Source organism: Enterococcus durans NBRC 100479 = LMG 10746 (assembly GCF_001544215.1).
GTDB lineage: Bacteria > Bacillota > Bacilli > Lactobacillales > Enterococcaceae > Enterococcus_B > Enterococcus_B durans.
Window position 1 is genome coordinate 11651 of record NZ_BCQB01000022.1, and the last position, 22628, is coordinate 34278.

At 39.6% G+C, this 22628-nt stretch carries 21 protein-coding genes and 1 riboswitch; of the genes, 1 reads left to right on the forward strand and 20 read right to left on the reverse strand.

The window, feature by feature from the left end:
* Window positions 1–365 precede the first annotated feature (365 nt).
* The 12 genes from pknB to ED2_RS07830 form a co-directional block, all read right to left on the reverse strand.
* Window positions 366–2426 (reverse strand): Stk1 family PASTA domain-containing Ser/Thr kinase, encoded by a 2061-nt coding sequence (pknB, locus tag ED2_RS07775; protein ID WP_016177754.1) that lies wholly within the window; start codon window positions 2424–2426, stop codon window positions 366–368.
* On the reverse strand, window positions 2423–3163 hold the full coding sequence (locus ED2_RS07780) for a Stp1/IreP family PP2C-type Ser/Thr phosphatase (RefSeq protein ID WP_005875151.1): 741 nt from the start codon (window positions 3161–3163) through the stop codon (window positions 2423–2425). Before ED2_RS07780 ends, pknB begins: the two co-directional genes overlap by 4 nt.
* Window positions 3164–3175: 12 nt before the next feature.
* On the reverse strand, window positions 3176–4534 hold the full coding sequence (gene rsmB, locus ED2_RS07785; protein ID WP_016177755.1) for a 16S rRNA (cytosine(967)-C(5))-methyltransferase RsmB: 1359 nt from the start codon (window positions 4532–4534) through the stop codon (window positions 3176–3178).
* Window positions 4534–5475, reverse strand: coding sequence for a methionyl-tRNA formyltransferase (gene fmt / locus ED2_RS07790; RefSeq protein ID WP_005875147.1), 942 nt, complete (start codon window positions 5473–5475; stop codon window positions 4534–4536). Before fmt ends, rsmB begins: the two co-directional genes overlap by 1 nt.
* Window positions 5468–5959, reverse strand: coding sequence for a peptide deformylase (gene def, locus ED2_RS07795; RefSeq protein ID WP_005875145.1), 492 nt, complete (start codon window positions 5957–5959; stop codon window positions 5468–5470). The genes fmt and def overlap by 8 nt, the downstream gene beginning before the upstream one ends.
* A 13-nt stretch (window positions 5960–5972) precedes the next feature.
* The gene (priA, locus tag ED2_RS07800) at window positions 5973–8381 is read right to left on the reverse strand and encodes a primosomal protein N' (RefSeq protein ID WP_016177756.1); all 2409 of its coding nucleotides are present in this window, start codon (window positions 8379–8381) and stop codon (window positions 5973–5975) included.
* A gap of 307 nt (window positions 8382–8688) precedes the next feature.
* The gene (gene rpoZ / locus ED2_RS07805; RefSeq protein ID WP_005875143.1) at window positions 8689–8994 is read right to left on the reverse strand and encodes a DNA-directed RNA polymerase subunit omega; all 306 of its coding nucleotides are present in this window, start codon (window positions 8992–8994) and stop codon (window positions 8689–8691) included.
* A gap of 4 nt (window positions 8995–8998) precedes the next feature.
* Window positions 8999–9613 (reverse strand): guanylate kinase, encoded by a 615-nt coding sequence (gene gmk, locus ED2_RS07810; RefSeq protein ID WP_016177757.1) that lies wholly within the window; start codon window positions 9611–9613, stop codon window positions 8999–9001.
* Window positions 9614–9917: 304 nt separating this feature from the next.
* Window positions 9918–10202: a hypothetical protein gene (locus ED2_RS07815; RefSeq protein WP_005875141.1), complete on the reverse strand. Its 285-nt coding sequence runs from the start codon at window positions 10200–10202 to the stop codon at window positions 9918–9920.
* Window positions 10203–10219: 17 nt separating this feature from the next.
* Window positions 10220–11110 (reverse strand): YicC/YloC family endoribonuclease, encoded by an 891-nt coding sequence (locus ED2_RS07820; RefSeq protein ID WP_005875140.1) that lies wholly within the window; start codon window positions 11108–11110, stop codon window positions 10220–10222.
* A gap of 18 nt (window positions 11111–11128) precedes the next feature.
* Window positions 11129–11347: a YdbC family protein gene (locus tag ED2_RS07825; RefSeq protein ID WP_016177758.1), complete on the reverse strand. Its 219-nt coding sequence runs from the start codon at window positions 11345–11347 to the stop codon at window positions 11129–11131.
* Entirely contained in the window at window positions 11317–13029 is a 1713-nt protein-coding gene (locus tag ED2_RS07830) for a patatin-like phospholipase family protein (protein ID WP_016177759.1), read from the reverse strand. The genes ED2_RS07825 and ED2_RS07830 overlap by 31 nt, the downstream gene beginning before the upstream one ends.
* Window positions 13030–13316: 287 nt before the next feature.
* Here ED2_RS07830 and ED2_RS07835 point away from each other — a divergent pair, with 287 nt between their 5' ends.
* Window positions 13317–14093, forward strand: coding sequence for a hypothetical protein (locus ED2_RS07835; RefSeq protein WP_005875138.1), 777 nt, complete (start codon window positions 13317–13319; stop codon window positions 14091–14093).
* Window positions 14094–14315: 222 nt separating this feature from the next.
* Here the strand turns inward: ED2_RS07835 and thiT are convergent, their stop codons facing one another.
* From thiT to ispE, 8 genes are all read right to left on the reverse strand, one after another.
* Window positions 14316–14897 (reverse strand): energy-coupled thiamine transporter ThiT, encoded by a 582-nt coding sequence (thiT, locus tag ED2_RS07840; protein WP_060789743.1) that lies wholly within the window; start codon window positions 14895–14897, stop codon window positions 14316–14318.
* A gap of 88 nt (window positions 14898–14985) precedes the next feature.
* Window positions 14986–15089, reverse strand: a riboswitch (TPP riboswitch).
* A gap of 20 nt (window positions 15090–15109) precedes the next feature.
* Window positions 15110–16078: a ribose-phosphate diphosphokinase gene (locus ED2_RS07845; RefSeq protein ID WP_005875136.1), complete on the reverse strand. Its 969-nt coding sequence runs from the start codon at window positions 16076–16078 to the stop codon at window positions 15110–15112.
* A gap of 93 nt (window positions 16079–16171) precedes the next feature.
* Entirely contained in the window at window positions 16172–17545 is a 1374-nt protein-coding gene (gene glmU, locus ED2_RS07850) for a bifunctional UDP-N-acetylglucosamine diphosphorylase/glucosamine-1-phosphate N-acetyltransferase GlmU (protein ID WP_016177760.1), read from the reverse strand.
* A gap of 343 nt (window positions 17546–17888) precedes the next feature.
* Window positions 17889–18707 carry a pur operon repressor gene (gene purR, locus ED2_RS07855; protein ID WP_005875132.1) on the reverse strand — a complete coding sequence of 273 codons (819 nt, stop codon included), beginning with the start codon at window positions 18705–18707 and terminating at the stop codon, window positions 17889–17891.
* Window positions 18708–18873: 166 nt separating this feature from the next.
* Entirely contained in the window at window positions 18874–19698 is an 825-nt protein-coding gene (locus tag ED2_RS07860) for a metal ABC transporter permease (RefSeq protein WP_005875130.1), read from the reverse strand.
* Complete coding sequence (locus tag ED2_RS07865) at window positions 19671–20351, reverse strand: metal ABC transporter ATP-binding protein (RefSeq protein WP_005875128.1); 681 nt, start codon at window positions 20349–20351, stop codon at window positions 19671–19673. Before ED2_RS07865 ends, ED2_RS07860 begins: the two co-directional genes overlap by 28 nt.
* A gap of 17 nt (window positions 20352–20368) precedes the next feature.
* Complete coding sequence (locus tag ED2_RS07870) at window positions 20369–21307, reverse strand: metal ABC transporter substrate-binding protein (RefSeq protein ID WP_016177761.1); 939 nt, start codon at window positions 21305–21307, stop codon at window positions 20369–20371.
* A gap of 430 nt (window positions 21308–21737) precedes the next feature.
* Window positions 21738–22586 (reverse strand): 4-(cytidine 5'-diphospho)-2-C-methyl-D-erythritol kinase, encoded by an 849-nt coding sequence (gene ispE / locus ED2_RS07875; RefSeq protein WP_005875124.1) that lies wholly within the window; start codon window positions 22584–22586, stop codon window positions 21738–21740.
* Window positions 22587–22628: the final 42 nt, after the last annotated feature.

The following is a 22628-nucleotide window of genomic DNA, read 5'->3' on the forward strand; positions in this document are numbered from 1 at the left end:
AAATCTGAACAAATTAACTTTCAAATTTCTTTCAATTTTTTTACTGTCTAAGGGGGCTGGTTCGTGAAGTTCGCTATCATCAACGTGAAGATGACAACTTTTTTCCTTGTGGGTTTTTACTTTCTTTATAGCTAAAAAAGAGGCTGAGATATGGAGATATCTCAGCCTCTAAAACTAGATTGAGGTTGGGACAGAAGTGTTTAACTCCGAGAAATAAGAAGGAATTCACGAAAATTGCTTTTCAAATTTTTGTGAATTCCGGCTTATTTCCGAAGGAGATGATTCTGCTCCCACCGTTTATTCGTTTTTAAAGAATGAGACAAAAGTGTTTCTTACTTTTGTCCCACGCTCTTTTGCAGATGGCTCTAACTATCGCTAGTTTCACTACTGCTTGTACTATTTTCCGTTGATGAACTTGAACTACTTGAACTTGAGCTACTTGAACTGCTTGAACTACTGTCAGATGATTCTTCTTTAGAACTTGAAGATGCAGGATCAGGTCCTTTTGAATATACCACATTGACAATTGTTCCCTTAGCGACTTTCGCCCCTACACCAGGAACAGTCCGGATCACTTTGTCCTTTTCCACTGTAGGAGAATATTCATACGTTTCATGTCCGATATACTCTGCACCAATCCCTGCTAAATAGCTTTGTGCATCGCTTTTCGTATAGCCTGAAATATCATCCAACGTCTTTGTATCAGGTCCTTGACTGACCCTAAAACTAATATACGTTTGTCCTGGTACGACTTCACCCAATTCTGGTGTTTGACTGATAATTGCACCACTTGGCACAGTATCACTAGGCTCATAACTAGTACCTATATTGCTAGCAATAAAACCTGTTGCAAGAAGTGAATTGAAGGCAGATTCATAAGGCTCTCCTACATAACTGCGTAGCGATACTGTTTCTGGCCCTTTACTTACCTTAAATGAAATCGTATCTGATTCTGGATCTACTTCTGAGCCTTTATCTGGCGTTTGAGAAATAATCTCTCCACTATCGACTTCATCGCTGAATTCTTCTTCTTTTTCAATCGAACTAGAAGAAAAACCAAGTTTTGTCAGCTTTTCTTTTGCCTCATCGTAACTCATACCGGTATAATCATCTAATTTGATTTTTTTCTTCCCGCTACTTACGTAAAGAGTTACTTCTCGGTTTTGTTTGACCGTTGTTCCTGCTGCAGGATCTGTTTTGACTATGTCGCCTTCTTCGATCTTGTCATCAGCGATCTCTTCTGTCTTGGTAGCTGCTACTAATTTGGCTTTCGTCAATGTTTCTCTTGCGGAAGCTTCCGATAATCCAGAGACGTCAGGAATGACAACTTCCCCTCGTCCGCCTGAAGCAAAGAAAATACTTGTACCGATCCCTAGTAAAGCTAAAATCACGAGTAGAATGATCCACCATTTTTTTCGTTTTTTTGTTTTTACATCTGGAAGAGCTTCATCTTCTGGAACGGAAGGTTGCTCCTCTGTTTTTTCTTTTGGTAGCGGCATGGATTTGAATGACTCTGGCATTGGTGTATCTTCTGTCAATGGTGTGAGTATTTTCGTTTCGTTATCCATGACTTGTGGTTGCCATTTTGGTTCATTTGCACGTGCCGGTGATAATGCTGTCGCAAGATCATCTGACATTTCTTCTGCTGTCTTATAGCGATCTGCTGGTTCTTTAGCCGTCGCCTTCAACACCACATTTTCTAAAGCTTGCGGTATTGCAGGATCTAAAGCTTTGATCGAAGGCAATTCATCTTGAAAATGTTTCAACGCGATCGTTACCGCGGACTCACCATCAAATGGAACGCTACCTGTCAGTAATTCATAAAGAATGATCCCTAACGCGTAAATATCTGACTGCTTAGTGGCCATACTTCCTCTCGCCTGTTCAGGAGATAAATAATGAACCGATCCAAGCATCGTATTCGTTTGCGTGATCGATGTTTCAGATAAAGCAATCGCAATCCCAAAGTCGGTGATCTTCACGACACCTTCATTATCGATCAATACATTTTGTGGCTTTAGATCTCGATGGATGATTTGATGACTGTGTGCTAAAGAAATCGCTGATAAAATCTGCTGCATGATGTTGACTACTGTTTCATATGGAACAGGATAATGTGTCTGGATATATCTTTTTAAATCCATTCCCTTCACATATTCCATCACCAAATACTGCATATCGTCCTCTTCGCCTACATCATAGACGCTGACGATATTCGGATGGACCAACTCAGTCGCAGCTAGTGCTTCACGCTGAAAGCGACGAATAGCTGTTTGGTCATTTTGAAAATCGAATCGTAATACTTTTACTGCTACATTACGGTCCAAGATCAAATCATGAGCTAAAAAGACATTTGCCATGCCTCCGCTACCGATATTTCCAGTGATTTGATATCGACCGTTCAGCTTTTTACCTAGTTCGATCATGCTGCGTCCTCCTTAAATTCGATTAGAAGAACGGTGATATTATCTGCTCCGCCTGCTTCATTTGCTTGATTGATAAGTTCCGTCACTTTATCAGACAATGTTCCTTCTTGATTAACGATTGTCTCGATCATTTCTTCCGACAACATATTGGTCAAACCATCTGAACACAATAAAAGACGATCTTTCAATTGCCAAATATATGTCGAAACATCAACTTCTACCGTTCCCGGCATACCAACCGAGCGAGTCAAAATATTTTTTCGAGGGTGATTGACAGCCATTTCTTCACTGATTTCCCCAGATTTTACGAGTTCATTCACCAAAGAGTGGTCTTCTGTCAGCTGAATGATCTTGCCATCACGAATGAGATACGCACGGCTATCGCCAACATGTGCAATCGTAAATCGTTCTTCAGATAAAGCTGCAGCCACTATAGTGGTTCCCATTCCATTGTATTCAGGTTGTTCTTGTCCTCTTTGATAGATAAGTGCATTTTCTTCTTGGATTGCTTGGATGAACCACTGAGCGATTTTTTCGTCGTCCGTTAAGTCTTGTTCTTCCCAAGCATTTCCTAAGTTCAGCACAGCCATCTGACTGGCAATATCTCCCGCACGATGGCCGCCCATTCCGTCAGCTAATATCGCTAGTTTGATTCCTTCTTGATTCGTGAACACACTAGCATAGTCTTGATTCGTATTACGTCGTCTTCCTACATCTGATTGATATTCAATCTGCATTCTTTCACCTCATTACTTTTTACGCAAACAACAAATGAAAAACCCATCTGTATAGAATTGATGTGGATATAAGGTCAACATTTTATCTTCGACTGATGATTGTAGCACAGGATCAATTAAAACATCAATCTTTTCAAAATCTGGATGCCGTTCTAGAAAAGCGGCAATTACTTCTTGGTTTTCTTCTTTCAAGATAGTGCATGTACTATATGTCAATATTCCAGAAGATTTTAACACAGTTGCACAACTTTCCAAAATCTCTAATTGGATTTTCGGAAGATTGGCTAGATCTTTGGCATTTTTTTTGTAGCGGATATCGGGTTTCCTTCTAAGTAAACCAAGGCCTGAACAAGGAGCATCTACTAAGATACGATCAAATTCTTGTGAAGAAAACTGCTCTTTAACTTCTCTCGCATCCATTGTCTGTGCATACACCGCAGATGATACTCCTAAGCGTTCAGCATTTTCCTCAATCAATTTTACTTTATGTTCGTGGACATCAAGAGCAGTCACTTCTCCGCCACAAGTCGGATCTAAAAAGGTAGCAATATGCGTTGTTTTCCCGCCAGGTGCTGCACAGGCATCTAAAACATGATGTTCGGGCTCGATTTGCATTGCTGGAGCAACCAACATAGAGCTCTCATCTTGGATCGTCATGACGCCATCGTGAAACAGCGAGCTAGATGCTAGATGCCCTTTTTCAGCGACTACTCCGTAAGGGCTGACGATACTTGCTGTAGCAGAGATATCTTCTGCTTGTAACGTCAAGATAGCTTGATCCCTTGCATATCTTCTCGTATCCACACGGCCACTCGCATGACTAGGCTGGTACAAAGAATGCCCCAATTTTTCTGTTTCCTCATAACCCACTTGTTCAATCAATCGTTTCGTCAGCCATAGTGGCAAACTGATCATTGTCGCTAAACGCTCAACGGGGTCTTTGATTGCTTCAACATCTGGTTTTCCTTGTCGTTGGTAGCTTCGTAAGACTCCATTGACGAATTTTCCCGTACCAGGATTGCCTTTCGTCTTAGCGATTTCTACTGCCTCATTAAAAATGGCGTGGGCAGGTACTTTATCTAAAAATTCCAGTTGATAGACAGATAAATAAAGCAACGTCTTGACCCAGTCATCCACTTTCTTTGCTTTGGCAATAAAAGGTGCAACATAAAATTCTAATAAACGTTGGCGACTGATAGTCCCATAGACCAGCTCTGTAAAAAGGCCGATATCTTTCGAGTTCAAGTCGCTCTGTTTGATCATTTCATTCAGCAACAAGTTGGAATAAGCGCCGCCTTTATTGACTCTTTCAAGTGTTATCAGCGCCATGTAACGTACTGATTTTTTCATTTTTTTAGGTATCTTTGCCATTATTTCACCTGCTGTCCAATCTCTACATGCTGTCCGCTACCATTCAAGAATTCAGCAATTACTTGTTTTCCTTTACCTGCTGGCTGTAACTCCTTGATAGCCAAAACTGTTCCTCCACCACAAGCGATCCAAAGATTTTTTTTGTCTTTTTGGATGATCGTTCCAGGTGCTTCAGTTGTTGTCTCATCAAGCACTTCCACAGATAAAAGCTTCCAACGTGTACCTTCATAGGTCGTGAATGCAACTGGCCAAGGACGCATGCCTCGTACTTGATTATCCACTTCTTCCGCTGTTTTATTCCAGTCAATGGCTTCTTGTTCGCGCGTAATGTTTGGTGAAAAAGTTACATTCGCTTCATCTTGAGGCTGCGGCTTTATTGTGCCGTTTAAAATATCAGGCAATGTTTTTAACAATAATGTTTTCCCTAAAACACTAAGTTTTTCAAACATCGTGCCGACATCATCTTGTTTTGTGATTGGCAAACTTTCTTGGGCATAGATGCCGCCAGCATCCATTTTTTTGATCATTTCCATGATCGTGACACCTGTTTCTTTCTCCCCATTTATAATCGAGTAATGTACAGGTGCTCCTCCTCGATATTTAGGCAATAATGAGGCATGGACATTGATAGCGCCAAATATAGGTGCTTGCAATAATTTTTCTGGTAAGAATTGGCCAAATGCAGCAGTAATGATGGCATCTGGTCGCAAAGCAATGATTTCTTCCATTTCCGCTGAGCCGGAGATTTTTTCTGGTTGAAGAACAGGCAGTCCATGTTTCACAGCTGCTTCTTTGACCGGGGATGGCGTGATTATTTTTTTTCGCCCCACTGGTCTGTCTGGTTGGGTCACTACCGCTACCACTTCATATCCCTCTGCTAATAATCCTTCAAGGATCGGTACTGAAAAAGCAGGGGTACCCATAAATACTAGTTTAGTCATTCAGATGCTCCTCCATATAGTCTTCTAATTCTGCTTCTGGTATTTGTTCGATCATTTTCTCTACAAACAGTACACCATCTAAATGATCGATCTCATGCTGAAAAGCGCGTGCTAAGTAACCAAAAGCAGTCACTTCGATTTCTTCGCCTTCACGATCATAATAGCGTACAGTCACTTCATCAGCACGTTTGACTGTTCCGTATACATGCGGAATGCTTAAACAGCCTTCCACATCGATACTTTCACCTTTTGCTTCGATGATTTCTGGGTTGATCAGCTCAAACTTATCTCCTTCATCGACTTCAACAACCGCAATTCGTTTGTTTTTTCCTACTTGGGGTGCGGCAATACCGATACCATCATTGGCGACCATCGTTTCATAAAGATTATCTAATAGTGCAACCGTTTCATCTGTGATGACATCGATTGGCTGAGCTACTCGTTTCAATTTATCGTTGGGGTGGATCAATATGGGATAGCGCATGTCTGTACCTCTCTTAAATAAAATGTAGTGGTTCATTATCGATTGCAACAAATAATCCTTGGCGTTGTTCTTTTTGGCTTTGATTCAAAATTTGGTTTAACACATTTTCCAAATTAGGTTCGTGTTTGTACTTAATGATCAATTGATAGTAATAGCGGTTTTTCACACGGGAAACCGTGCTTGGTACTGGGCCTAGTAATAAACTTTTCGGTCCTAATGTCTGTTTCAACTGGTTGAAGATCTCAAATATTTTTTTTGCTGCCACTTGCTCTTCTTGGTGGCTCGTCGTGATCTTCACCGTAAAGTAGTAAGGTGGATACCCGCTGCGGTGCCGCACATTCATTTCTTGCTGATAAAATCGTTCATAATTTTGTTCTTTTGCTAACTCGATGGCATAATGTTGCGGATTGAACGTTTGGATAATCACTTCACCCGCTTTTTCTGCTCGACCTGCTCGACCAGAAACCTGTGTCAACAACTGAAAAGTGTGTTCACTTGAACGGAAATCTGGAAGATTGAGTGAAGTGTCGGCATTGAGTACACCTACTAACGTCACATCTGGAAAGTCTAATCCTTTCGCAATCATCTGCGTTCCCAACAAAATGTCTGCTTCCTTCTGTCCAAATTTTTGCAGAATTCGTTCGTGTGCCCCTTTTTTCCTTGTTGTATCTACATCCATTCGCAAAATACGGGCGTGAGGGTAAAGTTCTTGTAGCTCTTCTTCTACTTTCTGCGTTCCTGTTCCATAGTAACGGATCTTATTGCCGCCACAATTTGGACAACGGTGCGGAATCGGTTCTTCATGGCCACAATAATGGCAACGCATCGAATGAGTGTCCATATGCAAAGTCAATGAGATATCACAGTTAGGACAAGGTAAGACAAACCCACAATCTCGGCACATCACAAAGGAGGAGTAACCGCGACGGTTCAGTAATAACACCGTTTGTTCTTTTTTAGCCAATCGATCTTGTATTTTTTCTTGTAATTGACTAGAGAATGTCGATACATGATTTTTTTGCATCTCTTTTCGCATATCGACGATTTCGATCGATGGTAATTGCGCAGATGATTTTGCGCGTTGATTCAACCGGAGCAATTCATATACGCCTTTTTGTGCACGAGCACGTGATTCTAGAGAAGGCGTTGCACTTCCTAGCACAACTGGGCAATGATGGTAATTTCCTCTCCAGATTGCTAGATCTCTCGCATGGTAACGTGGAGTCTCGTCTTGCTTATAACTGGATTCATGTTCTTCATCGATAATGATCAATCCAATATTTTCTAACGGAGCAAATATAGCCGAACGGGCACCGACTACGACTTGTGCTTCATTTCGTTCAATCTTACGCCATTCATCATACTTCTCTCCTTGAGAAAGCCCGCTATGCAAAACAGCAACAGATTCACCAAACCGTCCCTTGAAGCGTTCGACCATCTGTGGGGTCAACGCGATCTCAGGCACAAGCATGATTGCGGTTTTCTTTTGTGACAAGACTTCAGCGATTGCTTGCAAGTACACTTCTGTTTTGCCACTCCCCGTAATACCTTCTAACAGAAAAGTTGGGCTACTCGTGCTTTTGCCTGCGTCAATGATCCGATCCACCGCATATTGTTGTTCCTCATTCAGTTTTAAAGCAGTTGTCTGATCAAAGGTACGATGTTTGTAAGGATCACGGTAGCTCTCCACTTCTTCAAAGTGCAACCAGCCCTTTTCGTTTCCTTGGTTCAAAACAGCTGTGCTGATCCCTCTTTCTTTGAAATAAGAAACCGTTTCTGGTTGTGTTTGTTCCGCCAAGCAAAGCAACAATTCTTTTTGTTTCTTCGCATTTTGTCTCAATTTTCCCCATTCGCTGTCGATTTGTTCATTCGTTAAATCAGAGTGGACCATTCGGATCGTTTTCACTTTGTTTTTTGTGTGGACTTCATAGTTGATATCCACTAGTTTTTCTTGACGCCAGCGGATCAATTGCGACAAGATACCTTGTTCAGTTGCTTCTTTCCAAGAAATCTCTTCTCGCCCATTAAAAAGATCCAAGACGTCTTTTTGTGCGACCAGCGGATAAATTTGCTTTTCATACTCCGCTTTCATGACACTTGGAAGCATCGTTTGCAAACAAGTGATCTTGAATGCATACGTAATTGTCTTCATGTAATCCGCGAGTAAGAGTAATTCTTCATTCACCACCGGCGCTAAGTCTAGGATCTGGATGATTTTTTTTAATTCCTGCGTGTTGTTCCTATCCATTTTTTTTACCGTCATCACAAAACCTTGCACATGACGGTTCCCATTACCAAAGGGCACTTCCACGCGCATACCGATTTGGATAGCTTCTTCAAGTTCAGAAGGAACCTGATAAGTGAATGGTTGATCGGTTTGCATCGTTGGTACATCAACGATAACTTCAGCAGTTACTGTCATAGGTTCCTTCCTCCTTTTTTGATTTTGTCTAAAATAGACAAAATGGCTCTTGCTTATTTTACTAGAGATTTCTATGTTTGTCTTACTTTCTAGCAAATCCTAAAAAAAATTAACGGCAGTAGTATAAACGAAAAGCGAATAAATGCTGGATCTCCACTTTTTTTGCTAGATTTTGACTCAGGGTATGAGAAAAATAAGCCGAAATTCCACAAAAATTTGAGAATCAAATTTCGGAAATTTCGGCTTATGCAATTGATTGTTCGAACTGCTTTCGCTAGTTATTCTTTATTTCTAAAAAAGCTAGCTTTTATAGATTTTGTTCTTCACGGATACGTGATTCTAATTCTTGTTGTTCACGATCTTTTTGTGCTTTGCGTTCTTCGTCTTCCATTCTTAAACGTTCACGTTTTAATTCAGGATGTGGATCATTGATCACATTTCCTGCTTCGATTTCTTCTAGTGCTTGACCCACACTTTTTACAGATTCAAAAGAATCCATTGTTGGTTGTACTTGAGCATCTAATTCGTGTGCACGTTTGCTTGCCAAAATAACTAGAGAATATTTTGAATTGACACGATCTAATAATGAGTCGATTGAAGGTTTTAACATCATAAGACTACATCTCCTTTAACATTTTTCTATATTTACCAATAACACGTTCGACGCGAAAGTGTTCGCTTGCAATAATATCTTTGATTCGTTCTACTGCGAGGGGCACTTCATCATTTACCACAGCGTAGTCATAAAGAGCCATCATTTCGATTTCTGCTCTTGCGACTTTCATTCGTTCTTCGATTACTTCATCCGCATCTGTTCCACGACCTACGATTCGCGATTTCAATTCTGCTAAATCGGGCGGTGTTAAGAAAATAAAGACACCATCAGGTACTTTATCTTTGACCTGTTGGGCACCTTGGACTTCGATTTCTAAGAATACATCTTTTCCCTCATCCAATGTTTGATTCACATAAGACAGTGGTGTTCCATAATAATTTCCCACATATTCCGCATACTCTAACATTTCGCCTGCTTCGATCATTGCTTCAAATTCTTCTCTGGTTCTAAAGTAATAATCGACTCCTTCAACTTCTCCTGCACGCATCTTACGTGTAGTCATTGAAATCGAATATTGGGAATCATTATCCTCACTCTCAAAAATTGCTTTTCGCACTGTGCCTTTTCCTACACCAGATGGTCCAGACAATACGATTAATAATCCACGCTCTGCCATGACGACGTCCTTTCAACTAGTCTTTTTATACTAACGTTTATTTTGCACTTTTTTTCTACAACTTTCAAGGGTATCTTTCATTATAGCAAAAAAAAGCACCGTTTGCATGAGAAACCGCTAATGGACTACTTCATGATTCGCTGGATCTTTCAGGTTCTTTTAACCTTATTTTCTATCTTTCAATTATCATTCGTGCCTTCTTTTCTCTATTTTTCCATAGAAAGAAGAATAAAAAAACGAGAGTGAGACAAAAATAAGAAACACTTTTGTCTCCACCTCTCAATTATTAAATGATCTCGTATTTCTAGAATCCCATGTTCGATAGTGTATTCACTACGCCCATGATCTCATCTTTTCTGGACAGTGCTTTTTCCGTTGGATCTGAGACTTCTTCCGCATCGATCCGAACGATAAATTTCCGATTCATCGTCACATAAGTACCGTCATTCACTAAAAGTTGTAATTCATTTTCGGTTACTTTACTGCAGGCATCTTCCCAAGCAGCAAAACCTTCCTTTTCGGATGGGATATTTCTCTTGATGATCGTTTTCCCACTTAATTCGTGGAATGTAATGTCGTAATATTTCATTTTTGTATTCCCCTTTACTATTCAATGTTTTGGATCTGCTCACGTATTTTTTCTAGTGTTGTCTTTAATTGGACCACTTGCGTCTTGATTTCGATCACATTTGATTTCGAACCGATGGTATTGACTTCACGATTCATTTCTTGGATCAAGAAGTCTAACTCTCTTCCAACCGGATATGTTGCCGCAACTAAACTATCGAGCTTTTGGGTGTGGATCACTAAGCGATCGAGTTCTTCATGGATATCGCCTCGTTCCAATAAAATGGCTAGTTCTGTCAATAATCTTTGCTCATCAACAACTGTTCCGAGAAACTCTTCCAATTTCTTTTGATATTTTTCTTGGTATTCCTGTTCATACAATGAGAAAAAGCGAGTCAGATTTGCAAGTGTCTGTTTGAACTCTTCACTATTTTGTTGCAATACACTAGTAAGTGCCAGTCCTTCCGATTGACGACTTTTTTCGATCTCAGCAAGCGCCTCTGTTGCCGTAGCAATAACCAACTCAGAAAGTTCATTCAGGTCATCTTCTGTTTTTTCTTCCACCATTACAAAATCTTCGTTCATTGCCAATCTTTCGATCAGCCGACCGATTTCCAGATGGGCCTGATCGCCGTACCGTTGCTCAAATCCGCCTTTAAGTTTTGAAACAAGTTCATCAATCAAGTCCCAGTCAATAAAAAGCTGCTTTTGGTTTTTCCCTACATAGGCAAGGTTGATAAAAACCTCTACTCGGCCGCGACTTAGATATTGTTTGATCAATTGTCGAATATCATTTTCAATAAAATTCAATACTTTTGGGCTACGTATCTGAATGTCTAAAAAACGTTGATTTACACTTTTGATTTCTATTTCGATTTGGTATTTCTTCGTTTCACGGACGGCTTTGCCAAAACCAGTCATACTTTTCATTCGACAGGGTCCCTTCCATTACATATTTTCGATAGCTTTTTGGAGCGCTTCAAATTCTTCGTTTGTCAGTGTTAGTCCCTTACCCATCTTTTCATGGTCTGGTGCCCAATCGCGTAGATCAAATTTTGGTGGACGTCCGTTCCAACTAACCAGATTCAATTCTTTGCGCCATCCTTTGTTGTTTTCTGATAAAACAGCGATCTCTTCTATGATTTCATAGGAAAATTCTTGTGCCATTGTTGTTCCTCCTTAAGATAATATAAATACAAGATCAATAATGTGTCAATTGGTTGTGCGTCAAGTGAAGATTGCAGCTTAGCGTTTTCTTTATTTCTTATCAGTCGAAAAAGTGTGGCTTGCTTTGCTTGTTCAACCTTTTGTTTTTTTTGATATACCTGAAATTTTTGCCACTCTTCCGCATTCAATTGTCCGATGGATCGGAGGCTGTCCTTTGTCAGTATGTTTTCTTTACAGATCCGCCCCACCATTTCATTAAAATGATACACTTTATTCGGTAAAACAACTCTTTTTTTTGCTAGTAGTTCGAGCATTGCCAGTCCGCATGTCTCAATGACCACCCTGTCTTTATATAACTTACGCAAATCGCGCCAAAATTTTGGGTCCGACCAAAAGGATAGATCGATTTGCACGTCTTTCATCAAATAGTTCAAAAATTTACGCCAACTACCTTCTGCCTCTTTGGCGGTAAAGAATGTATACCATTTTCCTTGGAAATCACCTAAAACTTTCTTTGTTTCTAAGTAACCTAACTGGATATTCATCTGATTCCTCTGACTATCAAAGATCAAAAAGCCACCTAAGGACCATAATGAGCCACATTCCCATTGGACGAAACCAGGTGGTGGTGTGATTTTTTTAGTTATACCGGGACCATTGATATCAACCACAAAGCACTCCGTCGCCCCATGCTGGATGGCAACATCTACCGGTAAATTATTTCGATACCCGCCATCGATATATTTTGATCCACTGATTTTTTGATAAGCCATGGCAGGATAAAAGGCAGCGGAAGCAAGTATCCAATCTGCTATTTCTTCCGCAGATAATTGCTGGATTGGTGTGACAACTTCCGTAAAATCAGGTAATCTTGTCGCTACTGTAAATAATCGAGGCTTCGATGTGGCTAATATTTTCTGTGGTTCAAGCATTCGCCGTAATAAATTTTCTAACGGTGCGATCGAGGTACCGCCCTCTACAATTGCCGACCTAGCCATCTGTCTCGTTTCTTGAATAAATCTTTTTCTAAGATCGTTTTCATCTGTTCTTTTTGGAAATTCCATCACTTGGCTCGTGGTGAGTTTTTTCCATAATGAAATGGCTTGGTCCAGATCATTTTGTAAAATCAATACACCATTCAGTGCCTCGACTGAAGTACCGGTAATGATTTCAAATGCAAGATCCTTTTCCTTCAATGCTTTCCATACACCAATTTGGTAGGCTCCATGTGCCCCGCCGCCACCCAATACTAACCCACTGCAATAATTCAGCTTTTTTTGCCAAACGTGTTGACCCGTTTGGTGAGTAGTCGTTTCATATTGGTGCAAGAGTAGTCGCTCGTGCCATTCAGAAGATAGTGGTTCTTCAAATCGTAATTCACAACTCTTTTTGAAGAAGTACCGTCCACAGCTTTCCAGTTGCATGAAGAAAGAACACCAATCAGTAGGGCTTTTTTCTACTAGAAGATTGCAAATGATCATTCGTGTATCCGTGAACTCCACTACAAAATAAACTGTTTGGTTTTCAACAGTATATCTCCAAGCCTGTCGTTTTTTTGTACTCTGCCAAAACATTTGCCGACTTTCTTGATGGGTAGGGTAAAATGGCACTACTTGTAGCGAACGTTGCAGTGATCGAGAGAGCCATTTTCTCTCTGAACTATACACCCGTTGAATATTCATTTTCTTCTCCTTTTCCGGTAATTATAACAAGTGGCACACATAAACTAGTTAGAGAATTTGTTTTTTATTTTTAGTATACTATTTTTTTGAGAAATACTAAAATGAATTAGTTGTTGCAAAAATATCAGTATATGTGGCTTTTTAAAGGATTTATTAAGTAATCCAAAAAATGGTATGGCTTTCAGATAACAAGCGGTTTTGTAATGGAATTTTAAAATAAAAGAAACAAGCTTTTTTATGATAAATGTTGTAAAATAAAAGAGATAAAGGCTAAGAGGAGGAGCATGATGACTGAGTCAGTTTATGTACATATCGATACGACAAGTAATGCAGTTTTAACAAAAGGACTGACGATCAGTGATTTTTCAAACGGCATCGTGCATTTTCCACAAAATTTGTTATTGTTGGACCCTTCAACGACCGCTGGTGAGTACGAGTCACATACCGGTCTGAAAGTTATCCGTGGTACAGAAAATATCCAGCAATTTTTTGCCTCTGTACGTAATAGAAATCGTTCTGGCGATTTAAAATGGATCGACTTCAGTGATCTAACGATGTTAAAAGAACTAACACCCTTAGAAATTTCTGAGTTACTTTACTTTGGACACATGAAAACACATCTTCATTCTCCATTTTTTTATAAGTTACAAAATAATTTTGTTTATTTCGATTTAAATGATCAATTAGGACGTATTTATTATCGCTATTTAGACGAATTTTACCGGATTTTCGCAAATAAATTAAGCACGATCTTATTTGAAAAAATCAACGAGAAAAAATCCTTTTTCCGTCGTGATATCCCTGTTGAGAACATCAGTGTCGATCTATTAAAAGATATGCGTAATTTAATGCAAGAAGGCATCATCTTTTCATTTGAACAAGGTGGATTGGTCAACGATGAATATCGTATTCCTATTTATGTGATCGAAGATTATATTTGGAAATTAAAAGGAACACGCTACCGTGAAGAAGAAGCAATCGGGACTTTAGTTTACCAAGCCGCTGATCGGCATTGGAAACTTGAAGGTGAAGCAGTTGATTTTACTGCGAATACATTGATTTAAAACGGGCAAGACAGACGTTTCCATTTTTTCAGTAAAAGCATTAGATCAGGGGAAACATTTCTTTTGTCCACTCCAAAAACAAACGGGACATCTTTTAAGAACCCTATTCAAACAAAAACATACTAAGATTAGAGGGTAATTTCATCCGTCGATGAATTTACCCTCTAATCTTAGTATGTTTTTCATTTATCTATTACTGTTCCTGATCGTACTTCATATTTTTCAGAAACTATTTCTTTGTCTTTGGCTGTGGCCTAGGAATAATGCCGGCATCGTTCGTTCAATCCCAATTAAAACGACGATAGTGACTACTCCTGTCGCAAGACCACTTGCCCCATTCATGACGAAAGAAAAAATCCATGGATTCATTCCCCATAATGCATAACTTCCCCAAAAAACAACACCTGCGATGAAGTGCCAAAAATATCTTGCCCCCACACCAACAATTGTTCCTGATACAATAGTGGTGGTCATTCCCCGTGTATTTCCTTCTATAACATTTTTTTGCATTCTCTTGGAAAAGAGGCCAGCAAATCCTGCGAAAGTAAATGCGATCGGATATTCGATCAGAACTTGGATAACACTAAGATAGTAAACTTGTCCGGTCGGAAAATGGAGAATCCCCCAAATAAATCCCGAGAGTAAACCGGCTTTCCAACCTCGTCTTAGTGCAAACAACGTGAGTGGGATCTGACCTAGTAAAATTGAAAAACTACTACCTATTTGCAATGGGATCAATGATAGAACCAGTGCTAAAGCAGCCACGATCGTTCCTTCAATCCAAACGCTGTACTTCTTTTCCATAAAAAAACTTCCTCCTTTTTAGTATAAAAACCACAAAGGAGGAAGTAATTTCAAAATCATTACTCCAGCAGATACTTCAAGATGAGTATCTACTACTCGTCACAATTCCTACGTTCGCATGACCGAAACAGGTACGAAGGGTTTAGAAATAATATTCAATCTCAGCCCAGACAGGCTCCCCTTTGTGATTCTATTTAATTTTCAGATATCCCTTATTTTTTTGTTTCAAATAAAGGACTAACTGGTTTGTTTTCATGGATACGTTTGATCGCATCACCCATCAAACCACCAACGCTCACTTCATCGATCTTATCGATTTTACGATCTTCTGGAAGGTAGATGGAATCTGTTACAACTAAACGTTCGATTGCTGAATCTTCAATCCGTTGTAACGCTGGACCAGATAACACTGGATGTGTACATGAAGCATATACACTGACTGCTCCAGCTTCTTTTAATGCATTTGCGGCTAAAGTGATAGTTCCCGCAGTATCGATCATATCATCGATCAAGACACATGTTTTTCCTTCTACTTGTCCGATGATGTTCATTACTTCTGCCACATTTGCTTTTGGACGGCGTTTGTCAATGATTGCAATCGGTGCTTTTAGAAACTCGGCTAATTTACGCGCACGAGTTACACCACCATGGTCTGGTGAAACAACGACTACATCGTCCCCTTTAATGCCTTTTTCTAAGAAATAATTTGCGATCAATGGTGCACCCATTAAGTGATCGACAGGAATATCAAAGAATCCTTGGATTTGGACAGCATGTAAATCAAGGGTCAACATTCTTGTTGCTCCAGCTTTTTGAATCATATTTGCAACCAATTTTGCAGTGATCGGTTCTCTCGCACGTGCTTTACGGTCTTGGCGAGCATAACCATAATAAGGCATCACAACGTTGATTGTTTTGGCACTCGCACGTTTCAATGCATCGATCATAATCAATAATTCCATCAAGTTATCATTTACTGGACTACTTGTTGATTGGATGACATACACATGTGAACCACGAATACTTTCTTCGATATTCACTTGGATTTCTCCATCACTAAATTGAGTAACAGATGATTTACCCAATTCGACACCGACGGCCGCAGCGATTTTTTCTGCTAATGGGCGATTTGAATTTAACGCAAAAATTTTTAATCTTGGGTCAAAGTAATGTTTTGACATGGGGACCTCCACTTTCTTTTTCACAACTCTAGAATTCTACCTACTAAATACTAGTCATATTTTCAGAATAAATCAAGGGTTTTTGCAAAAGTATTAATTTAAATAAGGGAATTTTTTAGCATATCCTTCTTTATTGACTTGTCTTGCACGCGCAATTGCCATCGCATATTCTGGGATATCATCAGTAATTGTTGATCCGGCAGCAATGGACGAATTTTTTGCCACTTCGACTGGCGCGATGATATTTGCGTTTGAACCAACGAAACTATGGTCGCCAATCGTTGTATGGTGCTTGTTTTTGCCATCATAATTTACAAATACTACGCCACAACCAACATTGATTTCTTCACCTAATGTCGCATCACCCACATAAGTCAGATGGCCGACTTTGGTATTTTTACCAATTTGCGCATTTTTCACTTCGACAAAGTTCCCGATATGTGCGCCTTCACCAATTTCCGCTTTCGGACGAAGGTGCGCAAATGGACCGACATCAGCATGACGTTTTACAAGACTGCTTTCAATCACAGAGTTTTCAACGACTACGTGGTCTTCGATCGTGCTGTCAACGATGCGTGAATGCGCACCAATGAAGCAATCATTCCCGATCACCGTGTTGCCTTGAAGTTGTACGCCCGCTTCTATTATAGTATCTGCACCGATCACTACACCAGCATCAATGTATGTCGTTGCAGGGTCAACAAAACTAACCCCATTGACCATATGCATTTTGTTGATTCGTTGGCGCATCAATTCATTGGCTTTAGCTAATGCAATTCGGTCATTGACCCCCATTGATTCATCAAAATCGTCTGTTTGATAAGCAGCTACCGTATTGCCTTCCTCTTTAAGGATCTCGATAATATCTGTTAGATAATATTCGCCTTGCGCATTGTCCGTACCTACTTTACTTAGTGCGTCAAACAGTGCACGATTATCGAAGCAGTAGGTTCCCGTATTGATTTCTTGGACTAATGCTTCTTCTGGAGTAGTATCTTTTTGTTCCACGATTTTTTCAACGATCCCGATATGATCTCGGATGATCCGTCCATAACCAGTAGGATCATCTGCTTGTGCTGTCAAAATCGTTGCACTTGCGTTTTTTCCTTGGTGGTATTCAAAAAGATTATTCAATGTTTCAGTGGTCAATAACGGTGTATCTCCACTGATGACCAAAGTTGTTCCTTCTTTTCCTTCTAAATAAGAAGCAGCTTGTAACACAGCATGACCAGTTCCTAATTGTTCTGCTTGTAAAGCGTACTCGCTTCTTTCACCTAATTGTTCTTTCACTTGGTCTGCACCGTGACCTACGATGGTGATGATTTGATCAGGGTTCGTTTCACTTACCCGATTGATGATATGCTCAACCATTGGCTTTCCTGAAACTGGATGTAAAACTTTATATAATTTTGACTTCATACGTGTACCTTTTCCCGCAGCCAAAATAATTGCATAACGTGCGTCCAATTGCGTCACTCCTAATTGTATATATTATGGTTTTAAGTTTAGCCCACTATTCCTATTTTTTCAACCAAACCATCTATAATTATAACCTAGACCATTTGACAATAGCCTAGCTGAAATCCTTCCTGACAACCATCAGAAAAAAGAAGGTGAGATAAAAGTAAAATCACTTTTATCTCACCTTCTTGATCAGAATAAACGGTGGGATCAGAAGTAACCTCTTCGAAAAAATAAGCCGAAATTCGCAAAAATTTTGAAAACAATTTCTGTGAATTCCTTCTTCTTTCTTGTGACCCGGCCTCTTTATTGTAGTCACTTGTGGACTAAAACAATCGTATATTTTTTCTTATTCTGAAAAATAATTTCCTGGCACGACTGTAATATTCTTCGTCTTAGTGTCAACATCTTTGACATAGAGAAGTGAGGTGTAATCATCGATTGCTCGATGTCCATTGAATTTTGATTCAGCAAAGACTGTGATCCCGACAAGCTCTGATTCGAATTCTTCGATCAAGCTCTTCATCCCATTCACTGTTCCTCCGCCTTTCATGAAATCGTCAACGACTAGCACACGTGAACCTCTCTTAAGACTTCTTTTTGAAAGTTCCATTTTTTCGATTCTTTCAGATGAACCAGAAACATAATTGACACTGACAGTCGATCCTTCAGTGATTTTTGAATCACGACGAACGATGACAAACGGTGCGTTCAAATAATAAGAAACGGCTTGTGCAATCGGCACGCCTTTCGTTGCTACGGTCATCACTGCATCGATTTTTTCACCTAAATATTTTGAAGCAATGATTTTACCCACTTGGCGCAACAATTCGGGTTCACCTAATAAATCAGATAAATAAACATAACCGCCAGGCAATAAACGATCTTGTTCTGACAAACGTTCAGCTAGTGACTCAACATATTTTTTGGCTTCCTCATAAGAGATTTCTGGTATGAACAACACACCTCCAGCTGCTCCTGGGATGGTTTCTAATATACCATAGCCTCTTTCTCTGAAGGTCTTCTTAATGATTGCTAGATCTTCACTGATTGATGATTTAGCAGATTCGTAACGTTCGGCAAAACTTGTTAACGAAATTAATTCGTGTGGATGTTCTAATAAATACTGAGTCATATCAACAAGTCGTTCACTGCGACGTACTTTCACATATTCCAGCTCCTTTTTCAAAAAATTTTATCGTTTTACATTATATAAGTTTTTACTCAAAAATTCGAGCATTTTATAAAAAAATAAGAAAATAGTTCGGTATTTATCTAAAAAAAAGAAAAGACGATGAAAATTTTTCGTTTTCATTGCCTTTTCTTTTTACTATTTATCTACTTTTACGTTTAAATGCTACAAGCAATCGTTTGATCAAATTCACCAGCAGGAATAAAACGATAAAGACTAAAGTGATTGTCGCTCCTGGGGGGGTGTCTAAATAAAACGAACTGGTTAGACCTGAAAGCATCCCGATAAACCCAACAAGGATACTGATTGCGATGACTACATTAAAACTTTTACCTAATCGCATTCCGATTGCTGCTGGCAATACCATGATTGCAGAGATCAACAGCGCCCCCGCAATCGGGATCATCACGGCGATTGCAACACCTGTAATCACATTGAACATCATGGACATCCAGTGGACAGGCAATCCGTCGACATGGGCAGTGTCTTCGTCAAATGTCAAAACGTACATTGGGCGTTTGAATAAGAAAAATAATATTCCGATAGCCACGAACAGTATCCCTAAGAAAATGACCTGTTCCCATGTGATGGTTACGATCGAACCAAATAAGTAGGACTGGATACTCGTCGCTGAGTTTCCACCGCTGAGATTCATCAGTACCAATGCAAGAGCCAAGCCCCCTGCCATGAGTATCGCGATCGATATCTCTGAATAAGTGCGGTAGATCGTACGCAAGTATTCCAAAATGACAGCTGCTAAAACAACAACAAGCATCGTAGTCATCGTTGGATTGATGTTCAAAAAGAATCCTAATGCCACCCCAGCTAATGATACATGGGAAAGCGTATCAGCCATTAGCGATTGTCTTCTTATCACTAGGAATACCCCCAACATAGGTGCGATCCCAGCAATAAAGATAGCCGCTAAAAAGGCTCTTCTCATGAATTCATATGAAAGCAACGCCATGGAGAGTCCTCCTTTCTTACCAAACGGATCTGACGATCAGCATACTGTTTGATATCTTCATGATCGTGCGTAATCATCAATACAGATTTTCCATGATCATGCGCACTATGGCGAAGCAAACGATAAAATTCATTCCGAGACTCTTCATCCATTCCTGTTGTCGGCTCATCTAAAATGAACAAATCAGGATCTGTCGCAAAGATCCGAGCCAAACTGATCCGCTGTTTTTGTCCACCAGATAATTCGCCGATACGCCGATGACGCATGTCCCACATTCCTACTGATTCCAACGCTCTTTTGACATGCTGATGGTCTTTTTCAGAAAGACGTTTGAACCAGCGACCTCTTGGATAGCGGCCAGACCTCACTAATTCAATTACCGTACTAGGAAATCCAGCATTAAAAGAAGCAACCTGCTGGGGAATATAGCCAACACTTAATTTTTTTCCTTCTTGATTCTTTTCGGCGATCTTTATCGTTCCTTTTGATGGCTTCAACAACCCCAAAGACGCTTTGATCAGCGTTGATTTTGCTGCACCATTTTCTCCTGTTAAAATGACAAATTCACCGGCATCGGCGTAGTAAGAAACATCTTCTAACACTGGCTCATCATCATAGTAAAAAGTTAAATCGGATATTTCGATATAATGCACGCGAAATACCTCCGTTCTTATTTTATACTTTCTTTCAATGCATCTAGATTCTTTTCCATCACAGAAATATAGTTTTCTCCCGCTTTGATTTGCTCATTCGTCAAGCTTTCTAGCGGATTCAATACCTCTAATTTCACACCTGTTTCACTAGATAACGTTTCTGCAACTTTAGAAGAAGCATTTTCTTCAAAGTAGATCACTTTGATATTTTCTTTCTTCACAAAATCTTTCAGTTCAGCTAAACGGCTTGGTGTAGGTTCTTGATCTGGCGAAACGCCTGAGATTGCTGCTTGTGTCAGACCATATTGGTTTGCTAAGTAAGCAAACGCAGCATGTTGTGTGACGAATGTGCGATTCGCAGCACCTTTTAGTTCATCATTGTATTTTTGATCCAATGTTTCTAATTTCTTGATATATGCAGCTGCATTCTTATCAAATGTTTCTTTTTTATCTGGGTACTTTTTCCCTAGGTCAGAAGCAATCGTTTGTACTTCTTTGATTGCTAAAACGGGATCTAGCCAAACATGCGGATCATATTCATGAGAATGACTATCTGAGGTTTCCCCTTCATGCTCATGTTCTTCTTCCTTCGTGTCTAAGCGATCGATTCCTTTTGCTGCCTCGATCATCAATGTTTTATCTGTATCAACAGAATCTTTTAATGAATCAACAAAGAATTCCATATCTGAACTGTTATAGACAAAAACATCTGCATCAGAAATCTCTGCCTGCTCCTTTGCACTCGGTTCAAAATCGTGTGGTTCAGTCCCTGCTGGTATCAACAATTTCACGTTTCCTTCATCACCCACTACTTCTTTAGTAAAATCGTACATTGGGTAAAAAGTAGTGACAACTGTCAATTCATCTTTTTTCGAAGTATCTTGGGATGTATTTCCACAAGCAGCTAGTAACAATAATCCAGTTGCCAAGGCAACACCTAAAAGATATTTTTTCATTATATTCCCCTTTCATAAAAAGCAAATCGGAAAATTACGATTTGTCGACGGAACTTAATTTATCAGAATAAAAAAACTGAGTCAATAGAAATACTCCAATTTCTGATTTAGCGGTCAAATTTGTTTTCAAAACGGAAAATAAATGATGCTACATTCATATCAAATGGTTCAGAGAAACGTTTTGCGTCGTTTTTTCCTTGAACACAAAAAAAGTGGAAGTGGAACATCCATCTGTTCCAACTTCCCAAAACAAAATGATTCATACCCATTCAATAACCAAACTGCCCATAAAAAGAGTCTACATTGAAGAAAAGAAATTCTTAAAGCGAAGCAAATATGAACCTCACATTCCATCTACATCCCACCGAATAAACAGCCTCTCTTATTCAATTGCTTATTCTAAACGCCTTTTCCTACACATCACTCTTGATCATAATGTACGAACTAAATACACTTCATCACAAAAACCTTTTAAGCCATTATAAACTCTTTGAGCCCGTGAATAATGTTGACACAACGCAAAAACAGTTGGACCACTACCACTCATCAAAGCTGCATCAGCACCATATTTCAACATTCGTTCTTTGATTTGATGAATGATTGGATGTCGTCTGCCTGTGACATCTTCCAAGCTGTTGCCCATCTTAGCAATCATCTTTTGATAATCTTGCTGTTGGATAGCTTCTACTAATCCCTCAATATCTTGATGATTGAGTTGTTGCGCATCCACCTCTTTAAAGACCGTTCGCGTTGAAACGCTCATTCTTGGTTTAACTAACACGACCCAACATGGTGGCATAGGGGATAAAACGTTTATTTTTTCTCCTTTACCACTAACAAAAGAAGTGCTCCCATAAACACAATATGGAACATCTGTCCCAACTTCAAGCCCGATACTCGCCAACTCTTCCAAAGAGCAGCCTAAATCCCAAAGTTTGTTGATGCCTCTTAAAGCTGCTGCACAATCAGTACTCCCCCCACCAAGTCCTGCTGCAACTGGGATATTCTTTTTAACAAAAATCTTGACACCTTTATTTACATGATACTTATTTTTCAACAACAAAGCAGCTTGATATACATTATTACGCTGGTCTACTGGTAAAAACGCTTTGTTTGTTTCCACGATGATCTTATCTTCTGGTATTTCTTCAAAGAACAAATGATCTGCCAAATCAACACTCGACATGACCATCTCCAGTTCATGGTAACCATCAGGGCGCTTATACAACACATCCAAACCTAAGTTTATCTTAGCTGGTGCTTTCTCAATCAGTTCCATCCCTCTCACCCGTTCAAAAAGTCTAAGTCGCAAGTATTCTAT

Coding starts and splice junctions, on each gene's coding strand:
- ED2_RS07835 (WP_005875138.1), top strand. CDS start 13,317: ATGACTGAGTCAGTTTATGTACATATCGATACGACAAGTAATGCAGTT.
- ED2_RS07870 (WP_016177761.1), bottom strand. CDS start 21,307: ATGAAAAAATATCTTTTAGGTGTTGCCTTGGCAACTGGATTATTGTTA.
- ED2_RS07860 (WP_005875130.1), bottom strand. CDS start 19,698: ATGGCGTTGCTTTCATATGAATTCATGAGAAGAGCCTTTTTAGCGGCT.
- fmt (WP_005875147.1), bottom strand. CDS start 5,475: ATGACTAAACTAGTATTTATGGGTACCCCTGCTTTTTCAGTACCGATC.
- def (WP_005875145.1), bottom strand. CDS start 5,959: ATGCGCTATCCCATATTGATCCACCCCAACGATAAATTGAAACGAGTA.
- rsmB (WP_016177755.1), bottom strand. CDS start 4,534: ATGGCAAAGATACCTAAAAAAATGAAAAAATCAGTACGTTACATGGCG.
- ED2_RS07780 (WP_005875151.1), bottom strand. CDS start 3,163: ATGCAGATTGAATATCAATCAGATGTAGGAAGACGACGTAATACGAAT.
- pknB (WP_016177754.1), bottom strand. CDS start 2,426: ATGATCGAACTAGGTAAAAAGCTGAACGGTCGATATCAAATCACTGGA.
- priA (WP_016177756.1), bottom strand. CDS start 8,381: ATGACAGTAACTGCTGAAGTTATCGTTGATGTACCAACGATGCAAACC.
- gmk (WP_016177757.1), bottom strand. CDS start 9,613: ATGGCAGAGCGTGGATTATTAATCGTATTGTCTGGACCATCTGGTGTA.
- ED2_RS07825 (WP_016177758.1), bottom strand. CDS start 11,347: ATGGCACAAGAATTTTCCTATGAAATCATAGAAGAGATCGCTGTTTTA.
- ED2_RS07830 (WP_016177759.1), bottom strand. CDS start 13,029: ATGAATATTCAACGGGTGTATAGTTCAGAGAGAAAATGGCTCTCTCGA.
- ED2_RS07820 (WP_005875140.1), bottom strand. CDS start 11,110: ATGAAAAGTATGACTGGTTTTGGCAAAGCCGTCCGTGAAACGAAGAAA.
- ispE (WP_005875124.1), bottom strand. CDS start 22,586: ATGGAACTGATTGAGAAAGCACCAGCTAAGATAAACTTAGGTTTGGAT.
- thiT (WP_060789743.1), bottom strand. CDS start 14,897: ATGGAAAAGAAGTACAGCGTTTGGATTGAAGGAACGATCGTGGCTGCT.
- rpoZ (WP_005875143.1), bottom strand. CDS start 8,994: ATGATGTTAAAACCTTCAATCGACTCATTATTAGATCGTGTCAATTCA.
- ED2_RS07845 (WP_005875136.1), bottom strand. CDS start 16,078: ATGTCAAAACATTACTTTGACCCAAGATTAAAAATTTTTGCGTTAAAT.
- ED2_RS07815 (WP_005875141.1), bottom strand. CDS start 10,202: ATGAAATATTACGACATTACATTCCACGAATTAAGTGGGAAAACGATC.